At 50.7% G+C, this 12,037-nt stretch carries 13 protein-coding genes; 3 read left to right on the top strand and 10 right to left on the bottom strand.

The window, feature by feature from the left end; genetic code table 11:
* The 3 genes from A6395_RS13880 to yjbM form a co-directional block, all read right to left on the bottom strand.
* Positions 1–653 (bottom strand): RluA family pseudouridine synthase (locus tag A6395_RS13880; RefSeq protein ID WP_071399501.1); only part of this gene is annotated, 653 nt, incomplete at its 3' end.
* Positions 654–656: 3 nt separating this feature from the next.
* Entirely contained in the window at positions 657–1,454 is a 798-nt protein-coding gene (locus A6395_RS13875) for an NAD kinase (RefSeq protein WP_071399500.1), read from the bottom strand.
* A gap of 11 nt (positions 1,455–1,465) precedes the next feature.
* Entirely contained in the window at positions 1,466–2,110 is a 645-nt protein-coding gene (gene yjbM / locus A6395_RS13870) for a GTP diphosphokinase (RefSeq protein ID WP_070327625.1), read from the bottom strand.
* Between the two features lie 108 nt (positions 2,111–2,218).
* Here yjbM and A6395_RS13865 point away from each other — a divergent pair, with 108 nt between their 5' ends.
* Positions 2,219–2,800 (top strand): CYTH domain-containing protein, encoded by a 582-nt coding sequence (locus A6395_RS13865; protein ID WP_071399499.1) that lies wholly within the window; start codon positions 2,219–2,221, stop codon positions 2,798–2,800.
* Between the two features lie 332 nt (positions 2,801–3,132).
* On the top strand, positions 3,133–3,657 hold the full coding sequence (locus A6395_RS13860; RefSeq protein ID WP_233589609.1) for a DsbA family protein: 525 nt from the start codon (positions 3,133–3,135) through the stop codon (positions 3,655–3,657).
* Positions 3,658–3,883: 226 nt separating this feature from the next.
* Here the strand turns inward: A6395_RS13860 and pepF are convergent, their stop codons facing one another.
* From pepF to cls, 3 genes are read right to left on the bottom strand one after another with little or no spacing between them, the layout of a single operon-like run.
* Positions 3,884–5,686 carry an oligoendopeptidase F gene (pepF, locus tag A6395_RS13855; protein ID WP_071399497.1) on the bottom strand — a complete coding sequence of 601 codons (1,803 nt, stop codon included), beginning with the start codon at positions 5,684–5,686 and terminating at the stop codon, positions 3,884–3,886.
* A 17-nt stretch (positions 5,687–5,703) separates the two neighbouring features.
* Positions 5,704–6,765, bottom strand: a complete 1,062-nt coding sequence (locus A6395_RS13850; RefSeq protein ID WP_071399496.1) for a competence protein CoiA — start codon at positions 6,763–6,765, stop codon at positions 5,704–5,706.
* Between the two features lie 12 nt (positions 6,766–6,777).
* Complete coding sequence (gene cls / locus A6395_RS13845; protein WP_070327629.1) at positions 6,778–8,289, bottom strand: cardiolipin synthase; 1,512 nt, start codon at positions 8,287–8,289, stop codon at positions 6,778–6,780.
* Between the two features lie 83 nt (positions 8,290–8,372).
* Between cls and A6395_RS13840 the strand changes: the two genes are divergently transcribed.
* The gene (locus tag A6395_RS13840; RefSeq protein ID WP_071399495.1) at positions 8,373–9,098 is read left to right on the top strand and encodes an SDR family NAD(P)-dependent oxidoreductase; all 726 of its coding nucleotides are present in this window, start codon (positions 8,373–8,375) and stop codon (positions 9,096–9,098) included.
* A 63-nt stretch (positions 9,099–9,161) separates the two neighbouring features.
* On the opposite strand, the gene A6395_RS13835 is transcribed toward A6395_RS13840, so the two are convergent.
* The 4 genes from A6395_RS13835 to A6395_RS16115 all read right to left on the bottom strand — a co-directional run bounded on the left by A6395_RS13835 (position 9,162) and on the right by A6395_RS16115 (position 12,011).
* On the bottom strand, positions 9,162–10,397 hold the full coding sequence (locus tag A6395_RS13835; RefSeq protein ID WP_071399494.1) for a DUF2254 domain-containing protein: 1,236 nt from the start codon (positions 10,395–10,397) through the stop codon (positions 9,162–9,164).
* A gap of 69 nt (positions 10,398–10,466) precedes the next feature.
* The gene (gene mecA, locus A6395_RS13830) at positions 10,467–11,123 is read right to left on the bottom strand and encodes an adaptor protein MecA (RefSeq protein WP_071399493.1); all 657 of its coding nucleotides are present in this window, start codon (positions 11,121–11,123) and stop codon (positions 10,467–10,469) included.
* A 175-nt stretch (positions 11,124–11,298) separates the two neighbouring features.
* On the bottom strand, positions 11,299–11,697 hold the full coding sequence (gene spxA / locus A6395_RS13825) for a transcriptional regulator SpxA (protein ID WP_015881217.1): 399 nt from the start codon (positions 11,695–11,697) through the stop codon (positions 11,299–11,301).
* A 176-nt stretch (positions 11,698–11,873) separates the two neighbouring features.
* On the bottom strand, positions 11,874–12,011 hold the full coding sequence (locus tag A6395_RS16115; protein WP_167331259.1) for a hypothetical protein: 138 nt from the start codon (positions 12,009–12,011) through the stop codon (positions 11,874–11,876).
* Positions 12,012–12,037: the final 26 nt, after the last annotated feature.

Raw genomic sequence — 12,037 nt, 5'->3', positions numbered from 1 at the left:
AACGCCGTATAGTCACCGCGCGACTCGACGTGACGGACGTGTGTGACGGCTCGTTGCCCGTCGTCTGTGACGACGCGTTCCATGATCGAGTGTTCGGCCCGACCGATCGGCGCATCAATCGTCTGTCGTTCGACTAGTCCTTCGACGAGAGCGATATACGTCCGGGACAAACCACCTCGCTTTTGAAGTTCGCTGAAGCGATGGTGCACGTATGCATATTTAGCGAACAAGACGACACCAGACGTGTCCCGGTCGAGCCGATTGATCACATGAATCGCCGAGTGCAATCCAATTCGTTCATAGTAACCTAGCACAGCGTTCGCAAGCGTGTCGTCAGGATGAAGCCGAGACGGGATCGTCGCGATGCCTGCCGGCTTGTCGACGGCGAGCAAATAGTCATCCTCGTAGATGACCGTGAGCGGACGCCGTGAACGGACCATCGTCTCCGCTGGCTGCTCAAGCGGAAAATGAACCGCAACTTCATCGCCGCTCGACACATCAAAGCGAACAGTTCGCGGCTTCCCGTTCACTAAGATGAGGCCACCGTGTTTGACTTGCGTCAACATCTTGCGTGAGATGCCACAATCCCCCATCAAAAAGTCGCGCAGCGGGACGTTCGTCTCCGCGACACGACGTAATGTAAAACCGTACATATGTTACTTCCCTTCCTCGATGAACGATTCGCGCACCCGACGCCAAAACGGGAACGGACGGAACCGGGCGAACGTCACTTTTTCTTTCGCGACCGCGCAACGGATCGACTGGACGTTCGACCACGACAGTGCTTCCTGATGGTCGAACGCGAGCTCAAACTCCGTTTTCGTATGCGGCTTGATTTTGACTTGGTGGTGCTTCGGCAACAACAATGGTGAGCCGATCGTCCTGTAGACGAGATTATTGATCGACGCCATCTCGGTCACTTGGATCGCCTCGATCGATGGATGGACGATCGCACCGCCGAGCGCTTTATTGTAGGCGGTCGATCCGGACGGTGTCGAGATGCAAAGACCGTCTCCCCGGAACGTTTCAAAGTAATCGTCACGGATCGACAAGTCACACACGAGCGTGCGCTTGTAATTTTTAATCGTACACTCGTTCATCGCCAACTGCCGCTCGGTCGTCCCGTCCTCATAGTCGATCAACACTTCGACGAGCGGATAAGATACCGGTTCGAACGACTCGCTCGTGATCATCTCTGTCAATTCATCGAGCTCGTCCGGTTGCCAGTCGGCGTAAAAACCGAGATGGCCCGTATGGATGCCGACGAGAAGGGTGTCGTCTAGCCGGTCGACATATTCATGGAACGCCTGTAGCATCGTCCCGTCCCCACCGACCGAAACGACGATCCGAGGTTGTTCCGAGACGGAATGTCCCGCCCCGGTCAACTTGTCTGTCAACTCACGCGCAATCTCCGCGGAACGCGCATCTCCCCTTGACACAATCGCAAACTGCATACACTCACCCCCTAGTCTTGGTCCGTTTGGACGTTCATTTCTTTATCACGAAACACTTGCTGCGCATCTTGAATCTCGACGCGGAGCTGACTCATCTCAGCATCGAGCAGAAACGCCGCCTCCGCGGCCCGGCGCAGCCGTTCTTGGACTTCTTGCGGCATGTCGCCATCGTATTTATAGTTCAACGAGTGCTCGATTGTCGCCCAAAAGTTCATCGCGAGCGTCCGAACTTGGACTTCAACGAGCGTTGGGAATTCCCCGTGGATCGTCTGGACCGGGTATTCGATGATAATGTGATACGACCGATAACCCGATTCTTTTTGATTCGTGATGTAGTTCCGTTCCTCTACAATTTTAAAGTCGGTCCGGTGGTGCAACAGCTCGAGGACCTGTACGATATCATCAACAAATTGACACATGATTCGAAGCCCGGCGATGTCTTGCATCTCGGTCGACAAGTGATCATAGGCGATCTGTTTGCGTTTCGCTTTCTCGAGGATGCTTCCAACCGGCTTGACCCTGCCGGTGACGAACTCGATCGGAGAATGGTCATTTTGCGAGTTGTATTGCTTACGGATCGCTTTAAACTTCACTTTCAGTTCATCGACCGCAATTTGATACGGCACTAAAAATTGATCCCAGTCCACTGATTGCATATGCTGTCACCACTTTCGTTCGTTTCGGAAAACCTTGCTTTTTTCCGTATGTATCCGATTGTATGGTATCATAAACCAACAATTGTTCATAGAATGGAGCGATGACGAATGACCCAAGAAGTGGAAATTGAGTTTAAATCGATGCTGACGAAGGATGAGTATGAGACGTTGCTCGAATCGTATCAGTTATCCGACCAAGTCAAATGGCAAGCCAACGATTATTTCGATACGCCCACGTTTGAACTGCGCAGCCAAGGCGCGGCCTTGCGCATCCGTGAGAAGAAGAGCGGTCAAGTTTTGACACTCAAACAACCGCACGATGTCGGACTGCTCGAGACGCATGCACCGATCGATGAAAAAGCGGCAGAAAATTTGTTCAAGTACGGCATCATCCACGACGAACAGATGAAACAAGCCCTCGCCACGTTCAATTTGACCGGACCGCTCGAACATTTGGGCCGGCTCGAGACGAAGCGTGCTGAAATCGAGACGTCAGACGGTCTGCTCGTGCTCGATGAAAGTCATTATTTGGAGATTTGTGATTACGAAATAGAATTCGAAGTGACGGACGAAACGGCAGGCCGAATCGCGTTTGAAAAGCTGCTCTCGAGCCATAATATCCCGTTACGTCCGGCCAAAAATAAAATCGTCCGATTCATGGAAGAAAAGATGGGACGGAGTGAAGGTTGAGCAGATACGTTGCCAACCTTTTTTTTCGTTGCTACAATGAGCATACGATATATTTGATTTTGTTTACGAGAGGAGGCGACACAATGGAACTTGAACAATGTAATGAGTCATCCTGTTCACTGGAAGAATCTTCTATCCAAGTAACATATAAGCCATTAGAGTTATTCTATTTCATGGACATCTCTGATCCCGACGGTTTTCACGTGATGACACTCATTAAAAAACTCGAGCTCGAATACGGGCACTTGATTCGTTTTCGGATGGTCTCGACAGTTCCTAGTTGTGTTGGCGGATGTCAGGAAGAGGTTCGCCTTCTCACGATGATCAAGGCTATGGAATTACAAGGGAAACGACATGCGATGCGTTTTTTGCGTCACCTTCATATTAACGACGCCTTTACGAAGGATGCTTCTAATGATGCCGACCTGTGGGAGATCGCGCGCTCTTACGCTGGATACGGACTCGACATCGATGAGTTGGCGGCAGATATGCAGTCGAATCAACTCTTGAGCGCCCTCGCTGTCGACCATCAAATATTAAAAGACTGGGAAATCGAATCGCTTCCTGCCATGACGTTCGTCACTCGTGACGAGGCGCTCAAAATCGAAGGCGTCTATCCTTACGACGTGTACCAATCCGTTATGAGTGAACTGCTCGGATACGTACCGAATCGGCAAACCGGTTGGAACGTTGAAAAAGTGTTACGTCACTACGACGCCTCGACAATCACTGAGCTCGCGTTCATCTTAGAGCTCGACAAGCCGGTCATCGAACGGGAACTGAAAAAACTGTCGCTCCAGCAACGTTGCCGCCCCGTCCCCGGATGCAGCGGTCAAGCATGGGCCACACAAAAATAAACGGATACAAAAAGAAACCCACGGCCGGGGAGCCGTGGGTTTTTGACGTCTCAAGCGGGGACAAGAGACGCCGATCTTAACACCCGGGGAAGGTGTCAAGACGGGAGAAAGTTTACGGTCAATAAAGGGGTTTGTGATTGATTTCACACTTATAATATAACCATAGGCTCGCCTATTGACAAGCACTTTGTTCATATTGTCACATAATGTTCACGCACGTGCGCGATTACGAAAACAGGAGTGATTCCATCTCATCGAGGACGGATTCAAACTGATCGAGCGCCGCTAACACAGGTGCTTTCGTCGTCATGTCAACGCCGGCCGCCTTCAACACCTCGATCGGGTAATCGCTCGACCCGGCTTTTAAGAATTTGTCGATATAACGTTTAACGGCAGGCGCACCTTCGTCCATGATTTGTTGCGACAACGCCGCTGACGCCGAAATTCCTGTCGCATACTGATATACATAGTAGTTGTAATAGAAGTGCGGGATACGGGCCCACTCGAACGCGATCTCTTCGTCGATGACGATGTCGTCGCCGAAGTAACGCTTGTTCAACTCAAGATACGTCTCGTTCAAGTATTCTGGTGTGAGCGAGATGCCGTCTTGGGCCGCTTGATGGATCTTATGTTCGAACTCGGCGAACATCGTCTGACGGAACAGCGTCCCCCGGAACGTCTCGAGTTGATTGTTGAGCAAGTAAAGGCGCTCGGCTTTGTCCGTCCGTGTCTTCAACAAATAGTCGTTCAAGAGCGCCTCATTCGTCGTCGAGGCGACTTCTGCCACGAAAATCGAATAGTCCCCATACGGGTACGGTTGCGTGGCACGCGTGTAGTGACTGTGTACCGAATGACCGAACTCGTGGGCGAGTGTGAACAAGTTATTCACGTTGTCTTGCCAGTTCATCAAGATGAACGGTTGCGTGTCGTACGCGCCAGACGAATAGGCACCGCTACGTTTGCCGCGAGTCTCCCGGACGTCGACCCAACGTGAGTCGAGACCGTCTTTGACGATTTGGACGTACTCGTCTCCGAGTGGAGCCAGACCGTTGACCATGAGCTCTTTCGCTTCTTCATAAGGCACTTTCATCTCGACGTCTTTGACGAGTGGCGTGTAAAGGTCATACATGTGCACTTCGTCTACACCGAGCGCTCGTTTACGAAGCGCGACATAACGGTGTAACAGATCGAGCCGTTCATTCACCGCTTCAACGAGTCCATCGTATACCGATTCAGGAATCGAGTTGTTGTGGAGTGCCGATTGACGCGCACTCTCAAACTTGCGCACCGTCGCATAAAAGTTGTCCTTCTTCACGCTCCCAGACAGAGTTGACGCGAACGTGTTCAAGTATTGTTTGTACGTCCCATACATCGCTTTGAAAGCCGTCTCACGCACGCTCCGGTCTGCCGACTCTAAAAACGTAATGTAACGACCGTGCGTCAGTTCGACTTCTTCTCCTTGCTCATTCTTCACTTTAGGGAATTTCAAATCGGCGTTGTTGAGCATGCCGAACGTCGAACTCGATTGTCCGAGCACGTCGCCGGCTTGGGCGAGGATCGCTTCTTCCGCTTCCGTCAAGACGTGGGGCCGCTCTTGCGCCAACTCATCGAACGCATGACGGTAGACGGTCAACCCTTCGTGGCCGCCCATGAACGCAGTGATCTCACTTTCGTCGATGGCGAGCAGTTCTGGTGTCATGAAGGCAAGTTGAGCCGAAATTTGAGCGGCGAGTGACCCGGCACGGTCGTTCAGCGCCTGATAATGGCTGTTGGCCGTATCTTCGTCATAGCGCATATGGGCGTATGTATACAGCTTATGCAGTTGACGCGAGATTTCGTCACGGAGCTGCAGCGCCGCGTAAAGTGTCTCGGCCGACTCCCCGAGTTTCCCTTTGAATTCAACGAGTTCAGGGATTCGGGCTTTGAGTGTCTCAAAGTCTTGCTCCCACGCTTTGTCGTCTGCATAGATGGTTTCTAAGTTCCACGTCTCCTCGACGGGTACTTGTTGTCGTGTTAGTACTTCTGACATATGTCCACTTCCTTTTCTCAGTTTATATACGATTTCGCCATGAATCGCTGAAACCCTTGAAACAAACGAATATCGTCACGAAGTGCTGCTTCGAGCGTGACTGGGACTTGCCAGTCGATGACGTTTTCTGACAAGCCGAATACGTTCAAGAGTTGTCTCCATTGTAACTGAAACGAAGAAACAAAGTCGCTTGTCGGGGTCGCGTTGAACTGACGGCATGTCTTCTCGATGCTAAAAGCGAGCGAATCCTTGGGCGCTTCCCATCGATTTAAATACAAGACCGTTTGAAATTCGAACGGATGAACATGAACACCCCACAGCGCCGGGAGCGGCAAATAACAGACCGTCGGCAAAAGTGACGGTAACATGCCGAGCGGATAGAGACGATTCAAGATCAGCCGTCTGTAGAGCGGCGTCGGATAAGGCGGCGTCATGCGCTTACGCCGCACGAGTTGAATCCATCGGTGCGCATCAAACCGATAAAACGGCTCAAACGGCGAGACGTCAAAAGATGTCGCTGGCACCCACGCACCTTGTGCCCGTCTGAGCGAGATTGGACACCCGACGAACCGGTACAACGCGTTCTTGACCGGAACGATCAGCGTGCGCCGCCGTGCGATCTCGTACCTCATCCACGGTGAGAAGGACGGCACCGGTTCAAGGCGTAATCCGCTCGCGATCCAGATGACGGCAAGACCGTTTCGCTCATAGTGTCTCGTCCGTTCTACGTAAGAATCGATTGCTAGCGGTGAGGCCTGTATTTCGACGACGAATGACGACCCCGCTTTTGTCGCGACCAAGTCAGCCCGTCTCCCGTTCAGATCCACTTCTTGCTCGACATCATATCCGCCCGCCTGCAGCCATTGTCTGACGCCCCATTTATCGGTTCGGTGACCAGCCGACTCTCCGCTCCCACACGTTTGAACGTGAGAAAAATGGAGCCGTCGTTTCGCTCCTCGTTTGACAATGACCCGTTCTCCGCACTGTGGACATGAAAAAGGGGCAGCCGGTTCGATTTGCCTCCGACTCAACGTATGGGCATCGACGTACTCCCCTGTCTGATCGATTGCGAACCGCATCCCGCTTCCCCCTCATAATAATGGTGAAAACATTCGTGCCAAAGATTCAACGAGTTTGATGAAATAAGATCGTTCTGCGAACGCGCCCAATTCCAACTCGTGAGACCCTTCAAAATCTTTGTAGATGTCTTGCTTGAGCTGATGAACCGAGTTCGTGTTGTACAGCAGTGCGTTCACTTCAAAATTGAGATGAAAACTGCGGAAGTCCATGTTTGCCGTCCCGATCGTCGCCAGGCCGTCATCGATGACGATGACTTTCGAGTGCATGAATCCTTCCTCGTACAAATAAATCTTGACGCCAGAGCTGAGCAACTCCTCATAATAAGATCGGCTCGCATAGAAGACGATTTTATGGTCCGGGAAGCTCGGTAAGACGATGCGGACATCGATCCCCGACAAAGAAGCTGTCTTCAACGCACTCATAATATCCTCGTCAGGAATCAAGTACGGTGACGAGATGTACACCGATTTTTTGGCGGCGTTGATAAGTGCGAAATAAATCGACTTCATCGTCTCGTACGGCTCGTCCGGTCCGCTGGCGACGATTTGGACACCGCCGCTCGCGCTACGTACCGTCTCGAGCGGCTCTAGGTAGAACGGCGTGAACAAGCGCTCACCCGTCATATAGTACCAGTCTTGCAGGAAGATCAGCTGCAGTTCCGATACCCCTTCCCCTCTGACGTAGAGATGCGTGTCACGCCAAAATCCGAACTTCGTATGCTCCCCTAAATACTCGTCCCCGACGTTCAAACCGCCTGTGAACGCTTCGGTCCCGTCGATGACGACGATTTTCCGGTGGTTCCGGTAGTTCGTCTTGCTCGAGACGAGCGGTAAGACGACGGGAAAGAACGCCTGGACGTGGACACCAGCTTGTCGCATCTCTTCGAAAAAAGAACTGCTCGTATGGATCGATCCGACCGCATCGTACAAAAACCGGACCTCGACCCCTGACCGCGCTTTTTCAATCAAAATACGTTGAATTTCCCGAGAAATACGATCTTCCCGGAAAATGTAGTACTCGAGGTGAATGTGACGCGTCGCCCCGTTCAAGGCTGGCAATAGTTTCGAAAACTTTTCTTTTCCGTTCGTGAGGATTTGTGTATACGTGTTCGACGAGACGGGTAATTGATTCAATGAAGACGTTAAGTGGAGCAACTTCTCATAATCATCGTGCGGAAACATGAGCGATGGCGAGAGTGTCATCGCTTTTTGCCGATAAGCGAGATACGTTTCTTCATCCAACATCGCCTTCTCATTGAACATGCGTCTCCGCCGATAGTTTTGACCGAAGACGAAGTATGCGAATAAACCGACGACCGGAAATCCGAGCATGACGATTGCCCAGATGAGCGTTCGTTGCGGATTACGGTTCTCGAGCAAGATGACGAGCAAGATGCTAAACGTCGTCAGAAAGACGAGGATCGTGAACAGCCCAATCACTTGCGAGCTCCAGTAATAAGATAATACGGCAATGAGCCCTGCGAGCAAAAGAAGGGATAATAGTACTTGTATGCGTCGCAACATATTATAAGCTGACCCCGTTTCTGTCATGTATTATCATTAATTATACATCGGAACGATATCTTTTTGAGGGGAGTGGAGAAAATATGGGGACTTTTCTAGTGACGGGGGCGACGAGTGGCATCGGTCGTGCGGTCGCCTTACGGTTAACGGAAGAAGGACACGACGTCTTAGGCGTCGGACGTGATGAGACGAGAGGTGCGGCACTCGAACTCGAATCGGATAACACGATCACGTTCCTGAAATGTGATTTATCTCAAGCTGACGAGGTCGAGGCGCTCATGGATCGCCTCGTAGCCGATCAAGTCGTCCTGCACGGAGTATTCAACAACGCCGCGACGTTCGGTCGTCCCGGTACGCCTGAACGGTTGCCGGCCTCTGCTTTTGAGGAAGTATTCGAACTAAACGTGTTGGCGACAAACCGCCTCATTCAACGCGCGATTCCGCTCCTCGCGACTGGTTCAAGCGTGGTCAACAATGCAGCGATCGTCGGACACGTCAAGTTCCCGCCGATGCTCGGTCCATACGCCGCTTCGAAAGCGGCCGTCATCGCGCTGACGAAGACGTTCGCCCATCGGATGAAAGGAAAGATTCGTTTCAACGCCGTCTGTTTCGGACCGGTCGATACGCCGCTCAGCCATAAGCTGTACGGCGGCGAGGCGAAATTCAAAGACGCGATGAGCCATCATTTCCGCGGGAATGCCGCTTCACCGGAAGAAGTCGCACCGGTCGTCACGTTTTTATTGAGTGATGCATCGAGCTATATTAACGGCCAAGCCATCACCATCGACGGTGGCTACAGCCTGTCTTGAACGCGAAAAGGGGTCGTCTACGAATTAGACGGCCCCTTTCGCTTTTGTGCGAACAGATGTATATTATGCCTTGATCTTCCTCGCTTGCATCATCTGGGTCGTCAAGAACGCCTTTTCGCGCGGATGCAAGTCGTCCCAGTTGAGCACGTCTTCAATGTAATCGACGAACTCTTCAAACGTGTCATGATGCGTTGGATGAGCGCGCAGGCGTCCGATTCGGATCGCCTCGAAAATCGACGCCATCACGAAAATGTCATGGCTCGCGTACGTCTTGATCGGCGCGAGCGCCTCGAACAACGTCGCTTCCATCGCTTTCCGTTTGATGTGCCAATCACTCTTGCCGTTTGAGAAGACGAAATCTCCTTCCGGAAGTTCACTTAATTCCCGTAAGATGTCCCCGATATAGTGAATCGCATGAATCGCCGTGTTCGGGTCGTTAATTCCCGGTGACACTCCTTTAAGGGCGATCTCACTCAATTTTTCGATGACGAAGGCCGGGTCTTGAATCGATGAACGGATCTCGCCGATTTGAAAAACATCTTTGTCGAGAGCGTCATCCCCTAGCCAATATCCGAGAATATCTCCTTCCGCCACAAAGTCGCCGACCGCGACGACCGATTCGAAACTGATGTCATGATCTTCTTGTTTCTCGCTCGAGAACAGTTGAACATAGCCGGTCCGTGAGGCGTACACCGCTTGCCCTGCTTCGAACGTATGGACCGATCGCTTCAGCACGATGCTCACCTTCCCGTCCTCGACCGCTTGTTTCTGTTTGACAATGACGGACAGTGCCTCTCGATGTAAGGACGATAACAGGCGTTCAGCTTGAATCGAGACGCTGATCGTCTGAATGAACTTGACGAACGCCCAGATCGAACTGACGACTAATACGACGCTGACACCTGAGGCGAGGACGGCGTCCTCTTCCGAAGTCCGAATGAGAAATAAATTCGTGATCCCGTACACGGTCGTCATGATGAAAATACCGAGCGTATGTTTCGAAGCCGAGTTTGTTAAAAAGTTATTGATCGTACGGGGCGAGAATTGAGATGAATACGTCGTCAGCACGACTAAAATCGTCGAAAAACTGAACGTCATCATCGTCATGAGACTCGTGAACGACGACGAAAGGACGGAAGCAGCTGAATCCTGATCCAAATAAATGATTTCTGGCAACAGTTCGCGGAAAAAGCTACCGAAATACTGCGTCAGAAACGTTAATACGATACCACCTGTCCCATACAAAAACGGGACGAACCACGTACTGTCTGACAACGTCAATTGTAAACGCTTGAGCATCAAGTCACCTCTTCAATATGTATAGATTAGTAAAAAAATCGCCTGTCCGCTTGAACAGGCGATTCGAGTTTAGAAATAGTGACGTACTTTCGAGAACACGTCGCCGTCGAGAATCGGTTTACCGTACTCCTCGAGCATAGCGAGGGTTTGCGTACTGAACGACAAATATTCGGCTAAAAGACTGAGGACGTTCTCTTCTTCTTCCGGCTCCATCTCGTCCGGGAAGTCGATCCACAAGTAGTAACGGTTTTCATAATGGAATAACTTGAGGGTGACGTTACTCAGCGTATCACCGGCCCGTTTGCTCAGAGCGATAATCGCCTCAAAGTCATCCGTATCCATAGCTAACGGAGCCCACGCCTCCGGTTCAGCTTCGACTTCATCGAGTTCACTCAACTGGTCGAGAACAGACTGTTGATCACGCGCTTCGTCGATTGCGTTGCGCAAGAGCGACCCGAGTTCTGCGTCGTCTTCTGTGTCGATCACATTTTTCGCGATCGTGACGGTCACTTCAAGTCCTTTTTCAAACGCTTGTACTTGTATCCATAGTGGACCATCGAACGAGATATCTTCCCGTTCGTGCGCTTCGTCCATCATCTGCCAGAACAGCTGCTCACCACGTTCTCGGTTGTACCAAATTTCATCCCGGGCGAATCCGCGTTTCTCGATATCGACATAAGTGATGAAAAACTTGACGGTATTGTCATTGATGCGCTCAATTTTCACGATTGTCCACTCCCTTCTGACCTCACTCCTACTTCTTAAGGAGGAGAGGGGAAATTGTCTTGTTATCATAGTACCCTTTTTTTGACCTGTCAATCTATTGATGATGGGGTGTGTACCACTATTTTATCGGAAAAACGAGATAATAAAAAGCACACTGCTTAGACAGTATGCTTCCTCACTCGTTGACGAGTCGTTGCGCTTCTTGAAGTTGGAACGTACGAACTTTGCGAGGCAAGAATCGACGAATCTCATCTTCGTTATATCCGACTTGAAGGCGTTTTTCATCAATCAAAATCGGACGGCGAAGGAGGCCCGGATATTCTTGAATCAAATCGTACAACTGCTGAAGCGAAAGTGCGTCGACCGATACATCGATTTTCGAGAAAACTTTTGAGCGGGTCGAGATGATCTCATCTGTGCCGTCTTCTGTCATGCGTAAAATCTGTTTAATCTCATTGAGTGAGAGTGGTTCTGAGAATATGTTTCGTTCTGTAAATGGGATATCATGCTCTTCGAGCCAAGCCCGTGCTTTTCGGCACGATGTACAGCTCGGAGACGTATAAAGTGTGACCATTTTCGTTCCTCCCTGATCAAATGTTCGTCCATTTTTTTAGTGACTCTTCTTGTATACCCAAAATCTCGTTCACGTAATTATAATAATTCTTATTTATTGAAACTTCAATGATATTCTTTCTCATCCGGGTAAGAAAAGAGGACGCATTCAGAAGAATGCGACCTTGATCGACCGTTCTACGAAGCTGGAATCCGAGAAACCGGTTGTGACACCGTTTCCTTCCCTGGCTTCACTTGCAAGTCTTTCAATTTCTTCTTGAGCACTTCTTTTAACAGTTTCTTTTTTTGTTGCAGTACTTTGTCACGCTCTTTCATGGTCTCTCACCCCCATGGACGAAAGG

The sequence above is a fragment of the Exiguobacterium sp. SH31 genome (assembly GCF_001816105.1).
Taxonomy (GTDB): Bacteria; Bacillota; Bacilli; order Exiguobacteriales; family Exiguobacteriaceae; genus Exiguobacterium; species Exiguobacterium aurantiacum_A.
This window is presented reverse-complemented; position numbering and strand designations above follow the sequence as displayed.

Bases quoted from the DNA above. Each gene is read 5' to 3' on its own strand.
- cls (WP_070327629.1), bottom strand. From the start codon at position 8,289: ATGTTGCGACGCATACAAGTACTATTATCCCTTCTTTTGCTCGCAGGG.
- A6395_RS13875 (WP_071399500.1), bottom strand. From the start codon at position 1,454: ATGCAGTTTGCGATTGTGTCAAGGGGAGATGCGCGTTCCGCGGAGATT.
- A6395_RS16115 (WP_167331259.1), bottom strand. From the start codon at position 12,011: ATGAAAGAGCGTGACAAAGTACTGCAACAAAAAAAGAAACTGTTAAAA.
- A6395_RS13850 (WP_071399496.1), bottom strand. From the start codon at position 6,765: ATGCGGTTCGCAATCGATCAGACAGGGGAGTACGTCGATGCCCATACG.
- yjbM (WP_070327625.1), bottom strand. From the start codon at position 2,110: ATGCAATCAGTGGACTGGGATCAATTTTTAGTGCCGTATCAAATTGCG.
- pepF (WP_071399497.1), bottom strand. From the start codon at position 5,686: ATGTCAGAAGTACTAACACGACAACAAGTACCCGTCGAGGAGACGTGG.
- A6395_RS13860 (WP_233589609.1), top strand. From the start codon at position 3,133: ATGGAATTACAAGGGAAACGACATGCGATGCGTTTTTTGCGTCACCTT.
- A6395_RS13840 (WP_071399495.1), top strand. From the start codon at position 8,373: ATGGGGACTTTTCTAGTGACGGGGGCGACGAGTGGCATCGGTCGTGCG.
- A6395_RS13865 (WP_071399499.1), top strand. From the start codon at position 2,219: ATGACCCAAGAAGTGGAAATTGAGTTTAAATCGATGCTGACGAAGGAT.
- A6395_RS13835 (WP_071399494.1), bottom strand. From the start codon at position 10,397: ATGCTCAAGCGTTTACAATTGACGTTGTCAGACAGTACGTGGTTCGTC.
- spxA (WP_015881217.1), bottom strand. From the start codon at position 11,697: ATGGTCACACTTTATACGTCTCCGAGCTGTACATCGTGCCGAAAAGCA.